General features: G+C 70.9%; 16 protein-coding genes. 5 read left to right on the top strand and 11 right to left on the bottom strand.

Features of this window, described 5'->3' with window-relative positions; all coding sequences use genetic code 11:
- Positions 1 to 19 precede the first annotated feature (19 nt).
- Both FHX33_RS16630 and FHX33_RS16625 read right to left on the bottom strand, forming a co-directional pair.
- A complete protein-coding gene (locus FHX33_RS16630) occupies positions 20 to 628 on the bottom strand; it encodes an arsenate reductase/protein-tyrosine-phosphatase family protein (protein ID WP_183428743.1) in 609 nt (202 codons plus the stop codon).
- The gene (locus tag FHX33_RS16625; RefSeq protein ID WP_021764714.1) at positions 615 to 2,054 is read right to left on the bottom strand and encodes a tyrosine-protein kinase domain-containing protein; all 1,440 of its coding nucleotides are present in this window, start codon (positions 2,052 to 2,054) and stop codon (positions 615 to 617) included. The genes FHX33_RS16630 and FHX33_RS16625 overlap by 14 nt, the downstream gene beginning before the upstream one ends.
- 133 nt (positions 2,055 to 2,187) lie before the next feature.
- Here FHX33_RS16625 and FHX33_RS16620 point away from each other — a divergent pair, with 133 nt between their 5' ends.
- Positions 2,188 to 2,883 (top strand): SGNH/GDSL hydrolase family protein, encoded by a 696-nt coding sequence (locus FHX33_RS16620; RefSeq protein ID WP_021764713.1) that lies wholly within the window; start codon positions 2,188 to 2,190, stop codon positions 2,881 to 2,883.
- A 1,466-nt stretch (positions 2,884 to 4,349) separates the two neighbouring features.
- Here FHX33_RS16620 and FHX33_RS16615 read toward each other — a convergent pair.
- The gene (locus FHX33_RS16615) at positions 4,350 to 5,507 is read right to left on the bottom strand and encodes a glycosyltransferase (protein WP_179701207.1); all 1,158 of its coding nucleotides are present in this window, start codon (positions 5,505 to 5,507) and stop codon (positions 4,350 to 4,352) included.
- A 2-nt stretch (positions 5,508 to 5,509) separates the two neighbouring features.
- On the bottom strand, positions 5,510 to 6,085 hold the full coding sequence (locus FHX33_RS16610; protein ID WP_021764097.1) for an LbetaH domain-containing protein: 576 nt from the start codon (positions 6,083 to 6,085) through the stop codon (positions 5,510 to 5,512).
- A gap of 56 nt (positions 6,086 to 6,141) precedes the next feature.
- Between FHX33_RS16610 and FHX33_RS16605 the strand changes: the two genes are divergently transcribed.
- Together FHX33_RS16605 and FHX33_RS16600 are read left to right on the top strand one after the other, a co-directional pair.
- Positions 6,142 to 7,317, top strand: coding sequence for a glycosyltransferase family 4 protein (locus FHX33_RS16605; protein ID WP_183428742.1), 1,176 nt, complete (start codon positions 6,142 to 6,144; stop codon positions 7,315 to 7,317).
- Positions 7,314 to 8,639, top strand: coding sequence for an MATE family efflux transporter (locus FHX33_RS16600; protein ID WP_021764882.1), 1,326 nt, complete (start codon positions 7,314 to 7,316; stop codon positions 8,637 to 8,639). Before FHX33_RS16605 ends, FHX33_RS16600 begins: the two co-directional genes overlap by 4 nt.
- Here the strand turns inward: FHX33_RS16600 and FHX33_RS16595 are convergent.
- Positions 8,599 to 9,321 carry a CDP-alcohol phosphatidyltransferase family protein gene (locus tag FHX33_RS16595; RefSeq protein WP_039923618.1) on the bottom strand — a complete coding sequence of 241 codons (723 nt, stop codon included), beginning with the start codon at positions 9,319 to 9,321 and terminating at the stop codon, positions 8,599 to 8,601. The genes FHX33_RS16600 and FHX33_RS16595 overlap by 41 nt on opposite strands.
- Positions 9,322 to 9,490: 169 nt before the next feature.
- On the opposite strand from FHX33_RS16595, the gene FHX33_RS16590 reads away from it, so the two are divergent.
- Positions 9,491 to 13,852, top strand: a complete 4,362-nt coding sequence (locus tag FHX33_RS16590) for a LamG-like jellyroll fold domain-containing protein (protein WP_051337049.1) — start codon at positions 9,491 to 9,493, stop codon at positions 13,850 to 13,852.
- Positions 13,853 to 13,865: 13 nt separating this feature from the next.
- Positions 13,866 to 15,347, top strand: a complete 1,482-nt coding sequence (locus tag FHX33_RS16585; RefSeq protein ID WP_021764879.1) for a glycerophosphodiester phosphodiesterase — start codon at positions 13,866 to 13,868, stop codon at positions 15,345 to 15,347.
- Here FHX33_RS16585 and FHX33_RS16580 read toward each other — a convergent pair.
- The 6 genes from FHX33_RS16580 to FHX33_RS16555 form a co-directional block, all read right to left on the bottom strand.
- Positions 15,281 to 16,543, bottom strand: coding sequence for a glycosyltransferase (locus FHX33_RS16580; protein WP_183428741.1), 1,263 nt, complete (start codon positions 16,541 to 16,543; stop codon positions 15,281 to 15,283). The two genes, FHX33_RS16585 and FHX33_RS16580, sit on opposite strands and share 67 nt — an antisense overlap.
- On the bottom strand, positions 16,540 to 17,529 hold the full coding sequence (gene fcl, locus FHX33_RS16575; RefSeq protein WP_039921090.1) for a GDP-L-fucose synthase: 990 nt from the start codon (positions 17,527 to 17,529) through the stop codon (positions 16,540 to 16,542). The genes FHX33_RS16580 and fcl overlap by 4 nt, the downstream gene beginning before the upstream one ends.
- 1 nt (position 17,530) lies before the next feature.
- Positions 17,531 to 18,649 (bottom strand): GDP-mannose 4,6-dehydratase, encoded by a 1,119-nt coding sequence (gmd, locus tag FHX33_RS16570; protein WP_021758135.1) that lies wholly within the window; start codon positions 18,647 to 18,649, stop codon positions 17,531 to 17,533.
- A 238-nt stretch (positions 18,650 to 18,887) separates the two neighbouring features.
- The gene (locus FHX33_RS16565) at positions 18,888 to 19,613 is read right to left on the bottom strand and encodes an SOS response-associated peptidase (RefSeq protein ID WP_021758134.1); all 726 of its coding nucleotides are present in this window, start codon (positions 19,611 to 19,613) and stop codon (positions 18,888 to 18,890) included.
- 44 nt (positions 19,614 to 19,657) lie between these two features.
- Entirely contained in the window at positions 19,658 to 20,776 is a 1,119-nt protein-coding gene (locus FHX33_RS16560; RefSeq protein ID WP_221209677.1) for a hypothetical protein, read from the bottom strand.
- A gap of 42 nt (positions 20,777 to 20,818) precedes the next feature.
- Positions 20,819 to 22,381 carry a glycosyltransferase family 39 protein gene (locus tag FHX33_RS16555; RefSeq protein ID WP_183428740.1) on the bottom strand — a complete coding sequence of 521 codons (1,563 nt, stop codon included), beginning with the start codon at positions 22,379 to 22,381 and terminating at the stop codon, positions 20,819 to 20,821.
- Between the last annotated feature and the right edge of the window lie 91 nt (positions 22,382 to 22,472).

Raw genomic sequence — 22,472 nt, 5'->3', positions numbered from 1 at the left:
AACCTGAGGGCGCGCGTCGCTACGGCTGAGGCCGGGCGGCGCGCGCCCTCAGTGCGTCGGCGACCACGCGGGCGGCCGGCCCGAGCTGCCCGGCGGCGCGCTCGTAGTCGTCCTGTGTCAGACCCCACGGGTCCGCCACATCGTCGTCCTGCCCGACCGGCGGGGTGTGCGCTCGGGCTGCGCTGCATCGCTCGATCAGGCGATCGAGACGGTCGCGGGCGGAGCCGTCGGCTCGGTGCCGCGGATCGGGGAGGCCGGCGGCGATCGGGACGAGCCGGGCGAACTGACGGATGGTGAACGTGCGGTTCAGCGCACGGGGATCGAGCTGCAGCACGTCCTTGCGGTGACCACGGTCGGCCGTCAGGACGAGGTCGGCGCCCTCGATCAGGTCGCGGGTCAGCTGGCGGGCCCGGAAGGAGCCCGCATCGATGCCGTCCCCGGCGAGCAGCTCGCCCATCTCGTCGGCGATGGGGCTGCCGACGACGGCGCGGGTCCCGGCCGAATGCACGGCGACGTCGTCTGCTCCGACCTCCGCCAGCGCCTCGCGCAGCACGAACTCCAGGTACGGGGAGCGGCAGATGTTGCCGGTGCAGACGACGAGGATCGTCGCGCTGTCAGCGTCGGGCATCGGCGTCGCTGGGCTCCCGGCGGAGGCGGCTCTCCGGCTCGCCGGTGGGCTCCGGTGCGCTCTCCGGAGTCGTCGAGCGCTCGGTGCTGGTGTAGGCGCGCTGGTACTTCGACTCGGCGTCCGCCGGCGTGCGGTTGGCGATGACCCCGAGCAGCGGCACGCCCGCCGCATCCAGCATCTCCAGCGAGCGGCGGAACTCCCGCACCTGGACCGTCCCGCACCCGACGACCATGATGGCGCCGTCGAAGTATCGGGCGATGATCGCGGCGTCGGTCACGGGCAGCAGTGGCGGGCAGTCGACGATCACGGTGTCGAAGCGGTCGCTCAGCACGACGAAGAGCTCTTCGGCCGCGAGCGAGCTGAGGAGCTCGCTCGGGTTCGGCGGGATCTGGCCGGCGAGCAGCACGCGCAGCCCGTCGGACCCCCAGGTCTGCATCGCGTCGTCGACGCCGACGTCGCCCGCGAGCACACTGGTCAGCCCCACGCTGTCCTCGAGGTCGAGGTAGGCGCCGAGCGACGGCCTCCGCAGGTCCGCCTCGACGAGGCACACCGACGAACCGGAGGCCGCCAGTACCGCGGCCAGGTTGGCGGCGGTCACGCTCTTGCCCTCGCCGGGCACGGACGAGGTCACCACGAACACCTTGCGGTCCTTGCCGGTCTGCAGGAACCGCAGGCTCGTGCGCAGCTGACGGAACTCCTCCGCCCGCCGCGAGTACGCGCTGCTCCCCAGTGCGACGAAGTTGCCGGTGATCGACCGGTCCTGGGCGACGGAGCCGAGGATGGTGAGGTCGCCGAGCTGACGCAGCTGGTCCGTGCTGCGGACCTTCGCGCCGACCAGTTCGCGTCCGACGAGCACCGCGACGGCGACGACGAAGCCGAGGAGCGCGCCGAGGAGGATCGAGACGGAGGCGTTGGGCGAGGACTGCGCGCGCGGCACCGTCGCCTGCTGCACGGTCTGCAGGCTCACCGGGAGGGTCCCGTCGCTACGGCGCGGCGTCACGTTCGACACGACGTTGCTCAGGCTCGCGCCCACGGCGTTGGCGATCGCCGCGGCACGCGACGGCGACGTGTCCTCCACGGACACGCTGATCAGCGAGGTGTTGAGCGGTACGGAGACCGAGATCTGCTGGGAGAGCGCCCCCGTGGTGGTGTGCAGGCCGAGGGTCGAGATGACGGGGTCGAGCACCGAGTTCCGGGTCGCGATCAGGCTGAAGTTGCGCGCCTGCGACTGCGAGTAGCTGTTGCCCTGAGCGAGGTCGGTGGTGCTCTCCCCGCCGAGCGCCGACACGAGCAGCTCGGACTCCGCGGTGTACTTCGGGGTGGCGAGGAGGGTGAACGCGGCTCCGCCCAGCGCACCGAGCTCGACGACGGCGACGATGATCATCCACCGTGTGAGAAGCAGCCGGAACAGCCGACGACCGTCCATCTGCCCTCCTCAGAATCAACGCAGAACCAGCGCAGGATCCGATCTGATCCGCTCCCGGGTCGCTGTTCGGCGGTGGTTCGAGGCAGGCACGGGTCGGGTGCGTCTCCGTATTATAGTGTGCGATCATCGAGGCATGCGCTCACTGCCACGCCTCTCGGTCGCCCGCGTGCTCGGGGTCGTGGGGCTGTGCGTGCTCACCGTCGTGACCGTCGTCCTGTCGGGTTTCGCCATCCGCTCGTCGCACACCGTGCACGAGGAGGGCACCACGTGGCCGGTGCTGCAGGCGGTCGACCATCAGCCGATCGCGGTCTTCCTGGGTGGGTCCGAGTCGGTGGCCGAGGCCGGCCACGCGTCGTGGCCCTCGCTCGTGTCGCAGGCGCGCGGCTGGCAGCAGGTCAACCTGTCCCACCCGGACACCGGGTATCTCACGGCCGGGACCTGCGGAGCAGCACCGTGCCCGAATTTCCTGGAGGCCGTGCCCGAGGTCGTCGCGCTGGCGCCCTCGATCGTCGTGGTCTCGGGAGGGTGGAACGAGACCGCGAGCGACACGGACGTGAGCGTGCAGGTGGCGAACACGTTCCAGGCCCTGCATCAGGGGCTCCCGGACGCGACGATCATCGCCGTCGGCCCCGCCACCGCCGACGCCACCCCGTCTGCGAGTGTTCTCAACACGGATAACGCGGTGAAGACCGCCGCGACCACTCTCGGACTGAGCTACGTCAGCCTCCTCGACCCCCCTGCACTGAACGCGAGCATGTTCTCCGACGGCCGGCTCAACGACGCCGGGCAGGCCGCGATCGCCGCCCGGGTGGCCGCAGCGGTCAGGTGACGCGCGCGTGAGCACCGGGTTCCCGCTGCGCGACGGCCGGATGGCCGAGCGGAACGGCCACTCCGGGCGGGCGCACGCCGCCGCCATCGGCGGTGTCGTGCTCGTCGCGTTCTTCGCGGGCGTGATCCCGCTGCTGCTCGTGGTCGACGTGCCGGACGTCGGCCGCAGCTGGGCGTGGACGCTCACCATCGGGGTCGCCGTGTGGGCGGGCGTACGGCTCTCGCTGCTCATCGTCGCGGGGGAGGCGCGCCTGTTCGACTTCTTCTTCTGGCTCTTCGTGTACATCTTCATGGGGCTCGCCCCCACCGTGCAGATGCGGAGCGGCCTGCTCTCGACGACGACACCCGGGATGAATCCCGACCTCGACGTGCCGACGGCCGTGATCGTCTGGATCGGCCTGCTCTGCTACGAGCTCGGCCGGCTGGCGGCGATGCTGCGCGAGCGCACCCTGCGCGCCCACCAGGGCGGGACGCTCAGGGCGGAGCGCGCCGGCCACCGGGTCACGGGGGTGAGTCGCGCGCGCACCCTGATCCTGCTCGCCCTCGGCGTCGTGTTCTCGGCCTACTTCGTCCTCAAGATCGGCGTCGGCACCCTGCTGAGCAGCCGCGACACGGCGTTCGCCGCACGGCAGGCCGCGTGGCCCGACCCCGCGACGCGTTCGGTCATGTACGCGCTCGCGATCTACCCGTTGCTCGTCGGCGTGGGAGCCCTGGCCGCCGTGCGGCGCCGTGCCGACCGGCATCGCGCGCTCTACCTCGTGATCCTGCTCGCCGCGACCGTGCTGCTGCTGGTCGTGGTCAACCCGGTGAGCAGCGCCCGGTACAGCCTGGGGACCGTGTGGTTCGCGCTGATCGTCTACGCGGGTGCGATGCTGACCGCGCGCAGGCGGCGCATCGTCATGGGCGCCGCCATCGCCGGGCTGATCTTCGTCTTCCCGATCGCGGACGCGTTCCGGCGGGTGACCGTGGACGTGACCTGGGACGGCTTCTTCGGCGAGTACAAAGGCAGCCCCGACTACGACGCCTTCTGGCAGATCGCCAACGCCTACTCGTTCGTCCACGACGGACTCGTCGTCCCCGGGCAGCAGGCGCTCGGGATGCTGTTCTTCTGGGTGCCGCGCGCGATCTGGGCGGACAAGCCGGTCGACACCGGCATCCTGCTCGCCAACTACCGGGGCTACCCGTTCACCAACCTGTCGGCGCCGCTCTGGGCCGAGGCGCTCGTCAACGGCGGCGTGATCGTCGTGGCCGTGGCGTTCCTCGCCCTCGGCTACCTGCTGCGCCGCTTCGACACGCGGCTGGTGCCGGCTTTCGCCGACAACGGGCTGTGGGCGATCGTGGGCGCGATCTTCCCCGTCTACATGCTGATCCTGCTCCGCGGCTCGCTGCTCCAGGCGTCCGGCACCGTCACGATCGCGGTCGCCTGCATCCTCTTCGTCGCCCAGAGCGCGCGGGCCGGTCGCGATGCTACGGCAGCGGACGCGGGACGTCGGCTGGCGCTGCGCCTGCCGGCTCCCCGCCCGCGGCTCGCCGATAGACCGCGAGGAGATCCCTCGCGATCGCCGACATCGAGAAGCGCTCTTCCGCCGTCCGGCGCGCCGTCTCACCCATCCGGCGACGACGCTCGGGGTCGTCCAGGAGGGTCGTGATCGCGTCGGTCAGCGTGTCGAGGCGGGCGTCGACCACGATCCCGGAGCCGCTCTCGGAGACCGCCGGCGCGAGCCCGCAGGTGTCGGTCACGATCACCGGCACTCCCGCAGCCATCGCCTCGAGCACGCTCATCGGGTAGGGCTCGTCCACCGCGGGCAGGACGTAGACCGAGGCGCGCGCCATCCGTTCGTCGGTGGAGGCGGGGTCGATCGGCCCCTCCCAGCGGATGTCGGCGGTCGCCGAGCCGATGAGACGGTTCACCTCGTCGCCGCGTCCCTCGTCCGGGCCGACGAGCCGGAAGCGCACGTCCGGGAATCGCTCCGCCACGCGCTCGGCCGCGGCGACGAAGACCTCCGGGCGTTTGCGCGGAGCGAGCCGGGCCAGGTACAGCACCTCGAGGCCGTCATCGTCCTTCCGGGCTCGGGAGGCCGGCACCCCGTTGCCGAGCGGGACGAGCCGCAGGGAGTCGCCGGCCACGGCGCGGAGCCCCTCGTTCTCCACGGGCGTCAGGAACAGCACGGCCGCCGCCTTCCGCAGCACCGGCTTCGTCCAGAGGGCGTCGAGCGGACGCGCGAGCGGGTTGCCGGAGGGGTCGATCATCCCGTGGGTCTGCACGACGAGCGGGACGCCGGCCGCCTGGACCGCCCGGGCCGCGGGCAGCGTGACGAGGTCGCGGGCCAGGTGCACGTGCACCACGTCGGCCTCGCGCGCGGCGGTGGCGATCCACGACCGCAGCCGCGGCGCGGCGAGTCCGGCGAAGCCGACGCCCGGGAGCACCGTCCGTGCCGGGAAGAGGGCCGCCGGGACTCCGTCGAGCTCGGTCGGCAACGGGCCGTCGAAGCCGCGTGCCGCCCCGGCGATCGTCACCTCGTGCCCCTGCTCGCGCAACGCGCGGGCCTGGTTGACCGCGACCCGCACCGGGCCGCCGTACTCGCCGGTCGGGCTGACGAGAGTGACCACCGAGAGGATCCGCATGGTCAGTCTCCCGTGACCGGAGTTCGGGGTCGGCGGCCGTTGGCCGGAGCGCCGAGCGGCGCGGTGATGAGAGCGTCCTCGGGCACGTCGCCGGCGACCAGGGCGGTCGCGCCGACGACGGCGTTGCGTCCGATCCGGCTGCCGCGCAGCACCGTCGCGCGCGCCGCGATCCACGCGCCGTCGTCGACCGTGATCGGCGCGTTGTCGAACTCGAAGGTCGGAGAGCGCCGGTCGTGGCTGCCGGTGCACAGCAGCACCCCCTGCGAGATGCACACGTCGTGGCCGAGTGTGACGGGCTCGAGGTTCAGGATCCAGGCCCCCTCGCCGATCCAGCAGTCGTCGCCCACGGTGAGCTTCCAGGGCCAGTGGATCTTCACGCCGTGCCGGATCAGCACGCCGTGCCCGATGCGGGCTCCGAAGGCGCGCAGGATGGCGTTGCGCACCGGGACCGGGCACCACCATCGCACGACCACGAGCCCGGAGACGAGCAGCCAGAGCACTTGGACGGCGGGCCCCCGCCCCTTGTCGTATCCGGCGCCGGTGAAGCCGGCGAGGCGACGCGTCGAAAACTGTGACATTTTCTCAGTGTAGGGCTGACGTGGTTAGACTCCCACACAACCCGAAAGGATGCCCGATGGCGCGGAAGGACCGAACGGAGGCGGGCGAGCCTCCTCGCATCGTCTGGGTCTCCGGCGCGTACGGGTACGACGGCGACCTCATCTACTTCCGCGACGTGTTCGCCGAGTTCGTCCGCCGGTTCCCGGGCGGCGAGATCCCGGTCCGGCGCGACTTCCCGGTGGAGCGCTACCCCGAACTGCCCCTGCGCCCCCTGCTGCGGTTCATCCGGCTGGGGCGGTCGCGCCGCCGCGTCGGCGACGTCGAGTACCTGGGGGTCTACCGCATCCCCACGCCCGGCACCTTCGTGCGCCTGCTGCGCGAGCGCGCGGCCGCGCACATCCTGATCGAGTTCAGCCCGACCTCGCTCACGGGTTTCGTCGCGGCGCGGCTGACCCGGCGCCGCGTCGTGCTCCTGATCGAGTCCGATCCGGCGTTCCGCGGAGCCCCGGGCAGCCGGGCGGCGCTGGCCGTGAAGCGGTTCGTCGCGCGGCGGGCCGACGCGGTCGTCGTCAGCAACGCGGCCGGAGAGCGCTTCGTGCGCGAGACGCTCGGCGTGCGGCACGACCGGGTGGTCGTCGGCCCGTACCTGACCTCCGCGCCCGCGGCACCGGGCGACGCGGGATGGGAGGTCGAACCGGCGGATCCTGCCCGGCTCCTGTTCCTCAACTCCGTGACCCGCCGCAAGGGCATCCTCCAGTTGGTGGAGGCGCTCGCCGGGCTGGGCGACGGCGCACGCGGCCGGTGGGTGCTCGATGTGGTGGGAAGCGGCGCCGAGCTGGAGGCCGTGCGGCAGCGGGTCGACGAGCTGGGGATCGCGGAGCAGGTCGCCTTCCACGGGCGCGTGCCCTACTCCGCGACGGGACCCCACTACGCGGCGGCCGACGTCGTGGTGTGCCCGACCCTGGCGGACTACCGCTCCCTGAACGGGTTCGAGGCCGTCAACGCGGGCAAGCCCGTGCTCATCTCGACCTACGACGGCGCCCATGCCGAGATCCTCGCCGCAGCACCCGCGGTGCGCGTCATCGACCCGCGCGACGTCGCGAGCCTCACCCGTGCGCTCGCCGAGACGCTCGAGCCGGAGGCGCTCGCCGCGGCCAAGAGGCGGGCGGCCGCCGTGCCCGAGGACTTCACCGTGGATCGGGTGGGCGAGAACCTCGAACGCGCGGTGTCGATCGCCTTGAGCCGCGCATGAGGCGCGTGCTCCGGGCGGCGGTGGCGATCGCCGGCAAGCCGCTCGTCCTCTCCCAGGTGCTCACGAGCGCCGCGGGTGCGCTCGCGACGATCTTCGCCGCCGCCTTCATGGACTCCCAGGAGTTCACCCGGTTCGCGCTCGTCAACCTGCTCTCGGTCACCACCGTCGGGCTCGTCCGGTCGTTCCTCTTCCAGCCGGCGCTGATCCGGTTCCGGCACGACAAGGCCGCGCACGCTCCGTTCTCGACGGCGATCGTGGGCGCGGTCCTCGCGGGCGCGGTGGTCGCGGGTGGAGCGGTCATCCTCGGGGTCGGTCCGTGGTGGGAGAGCGCCGTGCTCTTCGTCGGCGCGCTCTTCCCGATCCTCCAGGACTGGCTGCGCTACCGGGCGATGTCGTTCGACCGGCGCTGGGACGTCGCGCTCAGCGACGGGATCCGTCTCGTGTCGGTCGCTCTCTCCCCGCTCATCCTGATCACCCGCCCGGACGCGGTGATCTACCAGTCGTACCTCGGTCTGGCGCTCGCCGTCCCGGTCGTGCTCATGCTCATCCGCCTTCCGCGCCCGCGGAAGGTGACGCCGCTGCGCGAGTACATCGGGCCGGCGTCCCTTCAGCTCGCCGACTTCGCCATCGGCCAGTTCAACTCGACGCTGCCCCTGCTGGTGCTCGGCGCCCTCGGATCGTCCGCACTGATCGGCGGCGTGCGCTTCGCGCAGACCCTCCTCGGCCCGCTGAACCTCGTCTTCGCCGCGAGCACGACCAACCTGATCGCGGACGGCGCGACGCGCGGAACGTACGCGAGCACCGAGAGTCTCATCCACCAGGGGACACGGCTGGCCCGGACTCTCGGTCTCGTCGCCGTCGGGGGCGTCGGTGTGCTCGTCGGCGTGGTGGCGGCGAGCGGTTTCGAGCTGCGCGGCGTCGCGAACGGACCGCTCGTGATCGGCCTCACGATCGTCGGGGCCGCGACGCTGAGCTCGGGATGGGCGGGCATCCACGCGATCGTCATGCGCCTGCTCGGCCATCAGGCGATCGTGACCGTCGGCCGCGCCTGCCTCGTCTTCGCGAGCCTGAGCGCGTTCACCATCGGCTATCTGCTGGGCGGAGTGGATGCGAGCCTCGCCGCCGGCTTCCTGACGGCCGCCGTCGTCGCGCCCATCGCCTTCATCGTGCCCGCGACCGTGCTCTACCGGCGGCACCGGCGCGGCGAGCTGTCCGAGCTCGGGCCCGCGGCGGCCGAGGCGGCGCAGGAGGAGGTCGAGCTCTCGGAGGCCGACAGTCCGGTCAGAGGGCTGCCGGACGACTCAGCTCCCGGAACCATTTGACGACGAGCAGCACGGCGATCACCGTGTTCGCGGCGAAGAGCAGGGTGTACACGGTCAGGAACAGCGGCGCCCACCACCACAGCAGGAACGAGAGCGCCAGGATCCCGTAGTCGGCCGGTAGCAGAGCCAGCGCGCGCAGAGTGGACGGAGCCCGGGGCGCATCCACGGTCGACGACGCCCGCTTCAGGAGGTCGATGAGCACGCCCCCGGCGAAGGTCACGATGGCGACGACCTGGAAGGCGAGGGGCACCCAGAGCCATCCCGCACCGGCGACGCCGAACCGGAAGGCGACGACGAGCACGGTGGCGTGGACGGCGACGATCTTGCCGGCGTCGACCACGTGATCCAGCCATTCGCCGGCGGGGGAGCTGCGGCCGGTGAGGCGCGCGACCTGCCCGTCTGCGGAGTCCAGGGCGAATCCGAGGACGAGAAATGCGGCTCCCAGGATGCCCGCGAGGGGGCCGGGACCGGCCACGATGACGACCGCCAGGCCGATCGCCGTCACGATCGCGGAGGCGGCGGTCACCTGATTCGGGGTCGCTCCGAGGCGGTAGGCGGCGGCGGCCAGCACGCGGCCCAGCGGACGGTTGACGAACCGGGAGTACAGCGAGACACCGCGCTTGCTCTTCTGCGCCTGGCTCAGACGGGCGACGGCCTCTCCGAAGCTGAGCTCCGCCTTCATGGTCACCATCCGTCCCCGCCCCCGATCGGGGGGCGTGCTTTCCCAGCAAAAAGATGAAACAGTCTCAGTGTTCTATAAAGGTGAGGATTTCCCAACTTGCGGGAACCTCGCTCCAGTCCCGACGATGACAGCCCCATCACCGTCGATCCGACCCGAGGGGACGAGGGCTATGCGCAAATCTATCGGCATCGCGGCAGCTGCCGCAGTCACACTGGCATTGGTGGTCGCCGCACCGTTCACCCAAGCCGCCTCGGCACTGTCGCCGGGCGTCTCGTTCAGCGCGGCGGACCTCCCCACGTGGCAGGTGAACAACGAGGTGTACGCCCTCGGGCAATCGAAGGGCAAGGTGCTCGTCGGCGGCAGCTTCACGAGGCTCTCGCCCCCCACGGGCGCCAGCGGGACACCGCTGACGGTGACCGGGCTGGGCGTTCTCAACGCCGAGACGGGCAACCCCGACAGCTGCCAGTTCCCCGTGACCCTCTCGGGCGGCACGCCGACCATCCGCGCGATCACCCCCGCCGCGGACGGCAACACACTCTTCGTCGGCGGCTCGTTCTCGACGATCGGCGGCGTGAACGTCAACCGCATCGCCCAGCTCGACCTGAGCACCTGCAAGGTGCTCCCGTTCCACCCCCTCGGCGGAGCGATCAACGGAGCGGTCTACGCGATCGCGGTCAAGGCGAACACGGTCTACATCGGCGGCGCGATGACCGCGGTCGGGACCTCGACCCGCCAGCACTTCGCCGCGCTGAATGCGACGACGGGCGCCCTGCTCCCCTGGGTCGCGGACACAGACCTCACGGGCCGTGCGATCACGGTCTCGCCCGACGGCACCAAGGTGGCCATCGGCGGTGACTTCTTCACGGTCAACGGCGCCGACTCGCACTCCATCGGGGTCGTGGACGCCACCACGGGCGCGAACCTCGCGAACTACCCGATGCCGTTCATCGCGCAGACATCGGTCACCAAGGCGCTCACGAGCGACGGGACCTCCTTCTACGGCGGCAACGAAGGCACCGGCGGCGGCGTCTTCGACGGCGTGTTCGCCGTCGACTGGAACACGCTGCAGCAACGCTGGCGGGACACATGCCTCGGCGCCACCCAGGCCCTGCTCGTCTACAAGAGCACCCTCTACGAGGCCACGCACCACCACGACTGCAGCAGCATGAACCAGCAGCAGGACGGCACGCGCATGTACTTCAACGCCTCGTCCACCGACACCCCGTACCTCCTCGGCTGGAACCCGCGCGGCAACGACGGCATCAACGAGGGCATCGGCCCGCGTGCCAACGTCGTCGCCACCGGTGCGACGACCGGCAAGGACTACCTCTGGTACGGCGGCGAGTTCACTCAGATCAACGGGCACGCCCAGCAGGGCCTGACCCGCTTCGGGCCGGACGACACGACCACGCCGCCGACGCCATCGGCCAGCGCCGAAGCGTTGACGCCCAACGCCATCCAGGTGCGGCTCCGCACGGTCGTCGATCCGGACGACAGCCTCCTGACCTACAGCATCTACCGCAACGGCGGCACGACCCCGGTCTGGACCGGTCAGGCGAGCTCCCTGTGGTGGACCCGCCCGCAGGTCACCTGGACCGACACCAATGTGACGCCGGGAACCACCTACACCTATCGGGTGACCGCGAACGACGGAACCAACACGAGCCCGCTCTCGGCGGCCGCCTCGGCGAAGGCCACCGGCACGGGATCCGCGTACGCGGCGGCCGTGCTGGGTGACAGCCCGAACCTGTTCTGGCGCTACGACGAGACCTCGGGCACGTGGTTGCAGGACAAGTCCGGCAACACGACCGCCGGCCTCAACGGGACGTACGAGAACGGCGCCATCGGCGGAGCCGCCGGCGCGATCAAGAACGACCCGAGCACCGCGGCCACCTTCAACGGATCGTCCTCCCAGTACGCCTGGAGCGACGAGATGATCCAGGGCCCGAAGGTCTACAGCGTCGAGACCTGGTTCAAGACGACCACGACGACCGGCGGCAAGATCGTCGGATTCGGCAACGGCCGCCCGGAGACCAACAGCGATGCGCCCAACCTCAGCAGCAACTACGACCGTCAGATCTACATGACCAACGGCGGCCAGCTGGTGTTCGGCGCCTACAACGGAGGCACCGCCACCATCCAGTCCAGCAGCGCGTACAACGACGGCCAGTGGCACCAGGCGGTCGGGACGCAGGGACCGGGCGGCATGACGTTCTACGTCGACGGTGTCAAGGTCGGCCAGAACACGGTCTCGGGCAACCAGGACTACGTCGGCACCTGGCGGGTCGGCTACGACAGCCTGAACGGCTGGCCGTCGCAGCCCTCGGCGAACTACTTCACGGGTTCGATCGATGACACGGCCGTCTACCCGTCGGTCCTCAGCCCCACCCAGGTGATCAACCACTACACGACGGCCGGCTACACGCCCAACGTGCAGGCCGCGCCCGCCGACAACTACGGGAAGGCCGTCTACAACGACAACCCGGACATGTACTGGCGGCTGGACGAATCGTCCGGCACCACCGCGGCGGACTCGTCCCTGTACGCCCAGCACCCGGCGACCTACAGCCCGGACGTCCAGCTCGGGCAGCCCGGAGTACTCGCGGGCCACACGGCGGTGACGCTCCCCGGGACCTCGAACGGCACGATCTCCGAGGCGCAGCCGCAGGGCTCGACCGGCGCGTTCAGCTCCGAGCTCTGGTTCCGCACCACGTCGACCACCGGCGGCAAGCTGGTGGGCTTCGAGGACACGCAGACCGGCAACGGTTCGAACTACGACAAGCAGGTCTACATGACCGACTCCGGCCAGCTGCTGTTCGGCGTCTGGGTCGGCTACGTGGCCTCGGTCACCTCGCCGGCGTCATACAACGACGGCAACTGGCACCAGCTGGTCGCCACCCAGGGAGCCGCGGGCATGGCGCTCTACGTCGATGGGGCCCTCGTCGGGTCCAACGGCGAGACGTCGAACCAGAGCTTCACCGGCTACTGGCGCCTGGGCGGAGGAAACATCGGAGGCTGGCCGTCGTCACCGTCGAACTTCTACTTCACGGGGTCGATCGACGAAGCGGCCATCTACCCGACGCAGCTGAGCGCCGCGCAGGTGAGCGCCCACTACGGTCTCGGGACGTCCGACACGACGCCGCCCACCGTGCCCTCCGGCGTCGCCGTGGCGAACGCCGGCGGAGCGCCCCAGGTCTCCTGGACCGCCAGCACGGACAACGTGGGAGTGGCGAGCTACTCCGTCTACCGCGGCACCACCGCCGGGTTCACGCCCGGCGCGGGCAACCAGGTCGCCACCGGCGTGACCACGACCTCGTACACGGACGCCGCCGGCCTCGTCGGCACCTACTACTACAAGGTCGTCGCGCTCGACGGAGCCGGCAACGCGAGCGCACCGTCGTCCGCGGCGTCGATCACGCTCAGCGACACGACGCCGCCGACGGCGCCCACCGGAGTCGCAGCCTCCCTCAGCGGGAGCACCGTCTCCCTGAGCTGGACCGCGGCGACGGACAACGTGGGCGTCACCGCCTACCAGGTGCACCGCAGCACGACCTCCGGGTTCACCCCTGACGGGTCCACGCTGATCGGGACCGTGTCGAGCACCTCGGCGACCGACACCCTCCCGGGCATGGGGACGTACTACTACCGGATCGTCGCGGTCGACGCGGCGGGCAACTCCGGCGCCCCGTCCGACCAGGCGACGGCGACGCTGGGCGACACCACGCCGCCCAGCGTGCCCTCCGGCCTGAGCGCCACGGCGAGCGGGTCGACCGTGGCGCTCTCGTGGACGGCCTCCACCGACAACGTCGGGGTGACCGGCTACACCGTCTACCGCAGCACGACGTCCGGGTTCGCCCCGAGCGCCGCCACGCAGATCGGGACGACGGCGGGCGCCTCCTACACGGACAGCGGAGTGGCCAACGGTACGTACTACTACGTCGTGACCGCGACGGACGGGACGAACACCAGCGGCCCGTCCGCCCAGGCCTCCGCGACCGTCGCCGTGACCGCGGTGACGGTGACCTCGTCGGTGAACTCGACGCAGGACGCGATGGTCGCCGCCTCCGTGCCGACGACCAACTACGGGACCTACAACCAGTTGTCGGCCCGCGGCGGATCCGGCGCCTCGCCCATCCAGTCGTTCCTCACGTTCGCCCTCCCGGCCGCACCGGCCGGGTACACGCTCACCGGCGCGACGCTCCAGGTGCGGACCTCGGGCGACGCGACGGCGGGGACGACGAACGCGGTGCTGTTCAACCTCCTCTCCGGAGCGTGGGACCAGTCGACCGTGAACTGGAACACGCGGCCCACCGGGATCGGAGCGGCGCTCGGCACGCTGACCGGCGCGACAGCGGTCAACACGCCGTACACGGCGACTCTGGACGCGTCGCAGCTCGCACCTCTGCTCGGCACCTCGACATCGATCGCGATGACGATGGCGGCGGCCGACACCGACAATCTCCGGATCTACTCGTACGACAATTCGGCCTCGCTCCGGCCCGTCCTGCAGTTGACGTTCACCAAGTCCTGATTAAGATCGTCGGATGAAGACGGGTGGGCGGCCGCCGGCCGCCACGACTCCGAGAGCACTGAGCCGCCGGGACTTCCTCGTCCTCGGCGGCTCGGTGCTGCTCCTGGCCGGGTGCACCTCGGCCCCTCCCGGACGCGCGACGACGGCCGCGCCGTCCTTCACCCCGACCCCGAGCACCGACGCGGTGCACACGGTCGCCACGCTCACCGCGACGACGCCCTTCTACATCGCGCACCGCGGCTCGGGCGACAACTGGCCGGAGCACACGATGGAGGCCTACGCCGGGTCGATCGCGGCCGGCGTGCAGGCGATCGAGGTGTCGGTCAACGCGACCAAGGACGGCGTCCTGATCTGCCACCACGACACCGACATGGCGCACACGAGCGGCGCCAACGTGAAGATCGCCGACGCGACCTGGGCGCAGCTGCAGGCCCTCCACATCGACGCGAGCCGCTGGCTGGGCCCCGCCGCCCGTCCGCAGCCGATCCCGGAACTGAAGGACGTGCTCGACCGCTTCGCGCGCACCCACGTGATCTTCATCGAGGACAAGCAGGGGACCAACACCGCCGCGATGCTGGACCTGATGGACACGTATCCCGAGTCGAAGGCGCACTTCGTGTGGAAGCAGTGGGCCGGCGCGGCGCAGGTGAAGGCGGCGCGCGAGCGCGGATACGCGACGTGGGGATACTTCAGTCCGGAGCTCATCCCGAACGCCGCGGACATCGCGGCGGACTTCGACTACCTCGGAGCGATGCACACGTTCAGCGACGACGAGATCGCGGCCATCGTCGCGGCCGGCAAGCCGGTGATCGTGTGGGAGGTGCACTACCGTTCCACGGTCGACCGGTTGAAGCGTCTCGGCGTCGTCGGCATGATGACGTCGAACATCCCCTATGTGACCCATCTCGCCGCCCCCGCGAAGAGCGATGCCTTCGGCACCGGTCTGCGGGCCGCCGGCGACCTGCCCTGGACGGTCGACGAGGGCTGGGGGGCGCAGCCCGCGATCTCCGAGCGCGGCGCGACCGTGACCCTCGCCGACGACGCCGCCCAGAGCTATCTGATGGGGTCGATGGCGGGGGAGAAGGCCGGGCCCGCCACGATCGAGGCCGAGCTGCAGTGGGGTGCAGGGACGGAGGGCGGTGCCGGCATCGCCTTCGGACAGAAGGACGACGACGTGTACCGCCTCGGCGTCCCGGGACCGACGGGCGGCTACCACGCCCTGCTGCACGCCGACGGACGGCTCGAGATCGTCAAGCGGGCGGTGGGGGAATCGGACGGGACGGCCATCGCCTCGGTCGCGACGACGCCCCCGAGCGTCGGCGAGTGGGTCGCGCTCCGCGTCGTCGTGAGCGCGACAGGAGTCGCCGTGACGCGGGACCGCAAGAAGCAGTGGACGGCGGCCGCCGCCGACACCGACTACAGCGGCCCCTACTTCTGGCTCTGCAAGGAGCGCGGAGCCGGCTCGGTGGCGTACCGGCGGCTGACGCGGGCGTGAGCGGCGAGGGTCGCCTCGATCGCGTCGACGCAGGGGTCGGCGCCGAGTTCCTCCGTCATGAACCGCTCGCCGGCGGCCGCGAACTGCGCCGCCAGCGCCGGGGAGTCGGCGAGCCGCTCGGCGCCGGCGAGGAGGGCCTCCGAGTCCTGCGCGTCCACGCGGAGCCCGGTACCGGTGCCCTCGATCTCTTCGCCCGTGATGCTCGTCCCATCGGTCGCCGCCAGGACGGGGCGGCCGGTGCTGAAGTACGACGTGAGCTTGCTCGGCACCGACATCTCGGTGAGGCCGGCGCGCTCGTTGACCAGCAGGATGTCCGCCGCCGCCAGCGCCGCCTCGAAAGCGCCGTCGGGCAGTGGCCGCAGGAACTGGAGGTGGTCGTTCGGGTCGAGCACCTCCAGCTCCTCGCGTCTGTTGCCGTCGCCGAGCAGCACGAAGCGCACGCGCGACCGTCGGTCGGCTGCGAGCCGGGATGCCTCGACCACCGACTCGAGCGCCTGCTTGGCGCCCATGTTGCCGGCGTGGAGCACCACGACGTCCTCCGGCGCCCAGCCCAGCGCGGCGCGGGTGGCCTCCCGACCGGCGCCGTCGGCGGCGCGCACGTGCGTCCAGTTGCGCACGACGGACACGCGGCTCGCGGCGGCGCCCAGCGTGTCCACCAGGTACCGCTTGAACCGGTCGTGGATGGCGATCACGCCGTCGCTCGAGCGCACGAGGCGGCCCTCGACGGCGCGGGCGATCCGGCCGGCCCGGCCTCCCCCGACACCGCTCTCGGCGACGCCCAGACTGTAGATGTCCTGCACCCACGTCACGACCGGCACGCCGCTGAGGCGCGCCCGGAAGCGGGCGACGACGGAGGAGAACAAGGCCGGGGTGACCAGCACGACGACGTCCGGGTGGTTCCAGTCGCTGAATGCGGCGCGCACGCCGAACACGACCTCCATCACGGCACGGTTGATCAGAGCGGGGCGGCGCGGGACGGGATGCCGCTTCCTGGTCACCCGCACGCCGTTGATCCCCTCGAAGCGGGTGGACCCCGTGTAACCCGGTGTGATGGTCCAGGCGGGGTAGTGCGGGTAGCCCACGATCGCCGAGACGACATGGCCGCGGCCGGCCAGCCGCTCGGCGGCATCGGTCGTGTACACGGCGATCCCGGTCGTCTCCGGCGCGTAGTTGAGGCCGACGAACGTGATCTTCACGCGGCGGCCCCCATGCGGCCCCGGTACCCGTCGTGCTGCTCGATGAACCACTCGTAGGTCGTGCGGAGCCCCTCCTGGAGCGGGATGCCCGCCGACCAGCCGAGGGAGGAGAGCAGCGACACGTCCAGCAGCTTGCGCGGGGTGCCGTCGGGCTTCGTCCGGTCGAACCGGATCGAGCCCCGGTACCCGGTCACGGCCGCGACGCTCTCCGCGAGCTCGCGGATCGAGCAGTCCACGCCCGTGCCCACGTTGATGTGCGACAGCATCGGGCGGGTGTGCGCATGCAGGGTCCCGGGGTCGAGCTCCATGACGTGCACGCTGGCCGCCGCCATGTCGTCGACGTGCAGGAACTCCCGCAACGGCTCGCCGGACCCCCACACGACGACCTCCTCGGCCCCACCCTGCGCGGCCTCGTGGAAGCGGCGGAGGAGGCCGGGGATGACATGGCTCCCGACCGGGTCGAAGTTGTCGCCCGGCCCGTACAGGTTGGTCGGCATGACGCTGCGGTAGTCGCGCCCGTACTGCCGGTTGTAGCTCTCGCAGAGCTTGATGCCGGCGATCTTGGCGATGGCGTACGGCTCGTTGGTCGCTTCGAGCGTGCCGGTGAGCAGCGCCTCCTCCGACATCGGCTGGGCGGCGTCCCTGGGGTAGATGCAGGAGGAGCCGAGTAGGAGCAGCTTCTCGATCCCGGCCCGGTGCGCGGCGTCGACGACGTTCGCCTGGATCATCAGGTTCTCGTGGATGAACTCGGCCGGGCGGGTGTCGTTCGCGACGATGCCGCCGACCTTGGCCGCGGCCAGGTAGACCTCGTCGATCGTGTGCGCGTCGAAGAACCGGCGGACGGCGGCGGGATCGGTCAGATCGAGTTCGTCGTGCGTCGCGGTCAGGATGTCCCGGTAGCCGAGCGCCTGGAGGCGGCGGACCAGGGCGGAGCCGACCATCCCGCGATGGCCCGCGACGTAGACCGTTCGTGTGGTGTCGCGCATGTCACTCGGCCGGGACGAGCACGGGGTAGCCGTGCGAGCGGAGGAGCGAGGTCTGCTTCGCCGCGAACAGGTCCTCCGCGACCATCTCGGCGCAGAGCCGCTGGATGCCGATCTCGGGCAGCCAGCCCAGCTGCTGGTGGGCGAGCTCGGCGTCGCCGAGCAGGGTGTCGACCTCGGCGGGGCGGAAGTAGCGCGGGTCGACGCGCGCGATCACATCGCCCTCCCGGACCGCCGGTGCGCGTTCGGCGTCGACCGAGAGCGCCCGGGCGACCTCGTCGACGCCGTCGCCCTCGAAGGCGAGGGTGATGCCCGCCTCCGCGGCGGCCATGGTGATGAAGTCGCGGACGGAGAACTGCTGTCCCGTCGCGATGACGTAGTCCGCCGGCGCGTCCTGCTGCAGCATCATCCACTGCGCCCGCACGTAGTCCCGGGCGTGCCCCCAGTCGCGAAGCGAGTTCAGGTTGCCGATGTAGAGGCACGGCTCGATGCCGTGGGCGATGTTGGCGACGGCGCGGGTGATCTTGCGCGTCACGAAGGTCTCGCCGCGGCGCGGGGACTCGTGGTTGAACAGGATGCCATTGCACGCGTACATCCCGTACGACTCGCGGTAGTTGACCGTGATCCAGTACGCGTAGAGCTTGGCGGCCGCATACGGCGACCGCGGATAGAAGGGCGTGCGCTCGCGCTGCGGCACCTCCTGCACCAGCCCGAACATCTCGGAGCTGGAGGCCTGGTAGAAGCGCACGGTGTCGGTCATCCCGAGCAGCCGGATCGACTCCAGCAGGCGCAGCGGCCCGAGCGCGTCGACGTCGGTGGTGTACTCCGGCTCTTCGAAGCTGACCGCCACGTGCGACTGGGCGCCGAGGTTGTAGACCTCGTCGGGCTGCACGTCGTGCATGATCCGGGTGAGGTTGGAGGAGTCGGTCAGGTCGCCGTAGTGGAGGAAGAGGTTCGGGCGGTCGTGGTGCGGATCCTGGTAGATGTGGTCGATCCGGCTCGTGTTGAACGAGGAGGCGCGGCGCTTGATGCCGTGGACCTCGTACCCCTTGTCGAGCAGGAGCTCGGCGAGGTAGGAACCATCCTGTCCGGTGATTCCGGTGATCAATGCCCGCTTCTTCATTCGGGTCCCCCTCCGGGTCGTTGTGCTCCCGGCCGTCCGTCCAGGGGGGTGGTCCAGGGCGACGGACGGCCGGGAAGCTGTCACGAGAGCTGATGCGTTGTCGGGTACTGCATTTCGGGTGTCTCTCGTACATGGAGGACGGAACCAAAATGAGAATCTGTCACCATGAATAAACTGAGAATACATCAATTCTCAGAAGGGTAGACGCCCTCGTTCGGGGGCCGTGGCCGGCCCCGTGTCAGCTCTGCTGATCCGCTAGCGGCTCGATCAGCTGCGGCCCGTCGTCCTTCGTCGAGAACGACGCGATCCGGTCGAAACGCAGCGTCTGCGCCTCCGCGACCCCCGCGGCGACGGCATCGTCGACGAGCGCCTGGTCGCCGACGATCGACGGGTCGATCCAGTGCAGCCACATGTCCTCGGGCAGGATCACCGGGTTGCGGTCATGGATGTCGGCCAGCGTCTGCACGGCGTCGGAGGTCAGGATCGTGGCGGTGAGCACCCAGCGGTCGGGGTCGTCGTCGGCCTTGGTGTGGTCGCGCCACCAGGAGTAGAGGCCGGCGAAGCCCATCAGCTGGTCGTCGGGGTAGCGGATGAAGTAGGGGGTCTTGTGCCCCTTCTCGCCCTGCCACTCGTAGTAACCGCGCGCGAGCACGATCGCACGGTGCGACTGCACCGGCTTGCGCCAGGTCGACTTCTCCACGATCCCCTCGGCGCGGGCGTTGAAGGTCGGGAACTTCAGCTTGAGCTCCTTCGACCAGCCCGGCACGAGAGACCAGTGGGCCCGCTCGAACCGCAGCTCCCGGTCTTTCGCGGAGTCGATCAGCACCGGGACGTCTTCGGTGGGCGCGATGTTGTACGCCTCCTCCCAGTCGGCGCGCCAGTCCTCCGGCCGCCTCCCGGTGCGCTCCACGAACTCGGTGATCTCGGCGTTGACCCTGTCGTCCATCGCGAACCTGCCGCACATGCGGGCAAGCGTACCCGCGACCGCCGACGAACGCGGTGCGACGATCAGTTCGCGAGGCTCCACGCCGCGGCGTCCGCGGTCGTGGCCGTCGTGATGCGCAGGAAGACGATGATCCAGCTGAAGATCAGCACCGCCGCCACCAGCTCCACGGCGGTCAGGTTGTAGTCCCCGATCGCGAACAGTACGGCGACGAGCGCGATCACCGCGAGGAACGCCCAGCCGAGCGCGATGAAGGCGCGGGGCAGCTCGGGCAGCAGCCAGCGCAGCCCGATCACGAGGGCGCAGAACACCAGGGCCATTCCGGTGGCGACGGTGTTGTGGACGAGGAGGAACTGATTCACCGGGAACAGCCCGACGCAGGTGAGCAGGACGCCGATCACGATCAGGGCCGTGCGCACGCGCAGGGCGCCACGGGACGGCGTGCGATCGTCCGGCCCGGAGGAGCCGGTGGCGTAGCGGGCGATGGCGGTCACGAGCACCCCCGCCACGATGACCGTGAGGTTGAACGTCATCCCGGAGAGGTCGTCCGTCATCCCGAGCGCGCTCAGGTTCTCCTTCCACCAGTGCGGGTCGGACGCGGTGATCATGCTCGTCAGCGCGCCCAGCACGAGGAAGACCGCGAGCACGGTGGAGAGGAGCAGGGGATTCATCTTCGCGGCGGAGAGGAACACGTAGTAGGCGCTGACGGCCGCGGCCGTGGCGACCAGCAGTGCGCCGGGGAAGGAGAAGACGAAGGCGTCCTGGAAGCTGCGGGCGAGGACGAAACCGAGCACGGCCCAGAGCAGGAGGACCACGATGGCGTGGGCGACGGCGATCGCGACCGTGTCGAACACCTCGACGGCGACGCCCATGCGCGAGCTCCGGCCAGTGCGGGCGGCGCCGAACCAGGCGACCCGCCACGACGCCCAGCGCCCGCCGCCGTAGGCCAGGAGGGCGACGACCCCGCCGGCGACGGCCGCGAACTCGCCGATCGAACCGGGCCCGGAGATCGTCAGGTGGCGGCCGAGGAACACGAACAGGGCGACGACGCCGACGGCGACGAAGGCCAGCGTGCCGACGCCGAGGGCGACGGATTCGACGGAGGAGGCGCGTAGGAGCGTGCCCCGCCCTGTCGCGATGCCCGCCGTGGAAGTGGTGTCCTCGTCCGCCTCGGATGCCCGCATGTCACCGAGCATAGGGCTGGCGGGCATCGCCCCGAAGGGGCGTCAGCGCGTGAGTTCGATGATGGCGGTGCGGTGGGTGGTCACGATGCGCCCGGTGGGCTCGAAGCCCAGCTCGGTCAGAGCCTCCCGGCCGTAGTCGCGGAGGTTGCCGTCGACGTCGTTCTCGATCAGCCACACCCGATCGACGTCGTCGAAGCGACCGTGCTCGGCGGCATCCCTCACCCCGTAGGCGCGGTCGGCCCAGCCGACGTTCTCGGAGTAGGGCGTCTCGAGCGTCACGTCGCGGACGTTCACGAAACCGGCGGGGTAGGTGTGCATGGCGAGGCGGGGCCGTTGGGAGGGGCGCGTCGACTCGTCGAAGACGACCGCGTCGCCCGGCTTCGCGACGGCTCCCATCGCCGCGCTCACCTCGGACCAGTCGCTGTTGTTCTTCGCGTACGGCCCGCGCTGCAGCTGGTAGACCGGGGCGCACACGGCGACGAAGCCGAGGAGGCCGACGCCGCTCACGATGACGGTGCGTCGGGCGTCCCCGCGCCCGATCCAGCGCCCGAGCACGAGGATCCCCTCGGCGACGAGCAGCGCCGCGGCGGGCGCCGCGAAGGTGGAATAGCGCGCGGTGTAGAGCGGGAAGACCAGGTTCGCGAGCAGCAGCGCGCCGGTCGGCACGATCAGCCAGCAGAACGCGACGGTCGTCGCCGTCATCGGGACGCCGGTGCGCAGGTGGAGGCCTGCCCGGCGCCAGGCGGCGATGCTGCCCCCGACGGCGAGGAGGATGAGCGCCCACGCGACGGCCGCCACCCACGGCGTGCTGAACCACGGGGCGTAGAGGAGCGTGCTCGGGTCGAGGGTCTGCGCGCCGAGGTAGCCGATCTGGCGGCGCTCGAAGAAGGCCAGCAGCGCGATCGGTGTGATCGCCAGCGCGGTTCCCGCCATCGCGAGCGCCCACGAGACGAGGGTCCGCCGCGACGCGCGGGTCAGCAGGAGGACGGCCAGGTGGCCGAGCGCCAGCGCGATCATGTAGAGGAACATGTACGACGCGACGGCCATCCCCGCCCCGTACAGCAGCCAGCAGGTGCGGCGCACGTTCGCCGGGACCGTGCGACCGCGCCCGTCCACCAGCCAGACGAAGAGGAGGGTGAGCCACGCGGCCGCGGCGGCGCTGAACGCGAATGATCGCGCCTCCTCGCCCGCGTAGGTCATGCGCGGGAGCACGCTCCCGACGATCCCGGCCGCGATCGCCGCGGTCGGGCCGCCGCGGCGGCCGGCCAGCAGGGTGATCGCCGCCACGGCGAAGCCGATCGCGACGGCGCTCGGGAAGCGGATGGCGAAGGCGCTCTCGCCGACCAGCCGGATCCAGCCGTGCAGGCCGAGGTAGTAGAACCCGTGCACCGCATCCACGTGGAGGAGCATGTTCAGGAGGCTGCCGACCGGTCGCTGGGCCGACATCACGCTGGCCGCCTCGTCGCCCCAGAGGGACGGGATCCAGCTTCCGGTGGCGCTCACCGCGGTGGCGACCAGGCCGAACGCGATCGCGATGGTCCACGGGCGCACCGCGGCCAGTGGCGCGGCGCCCGTGCGCCGTTCGGTCTCGATGATCGCGGTCATGTCCACAGCCCCCGGACTCTAACGCTCGTAAGAGAACTGCAGGCAGACAAGCAGAGAACGTCGAGTATCGGCCGGGAACAGGATGCGCGTA

It is taken from the genome of Leifsonia aquatica (assembly GCF_014190775.1).
GTDB classification, from domain to species: domain Bacteria; phylum Actinomycetota; class Actinomycetes; order Actinomycetales; family Microbacteriaceae; genus Leifsonia; species Leifsonia aquatica.
The sequence above is the reverse complement of the archived record's forward strand: the minus strand, read 5'-3'. Positions and strand labels throughout refer to the sequence as shown.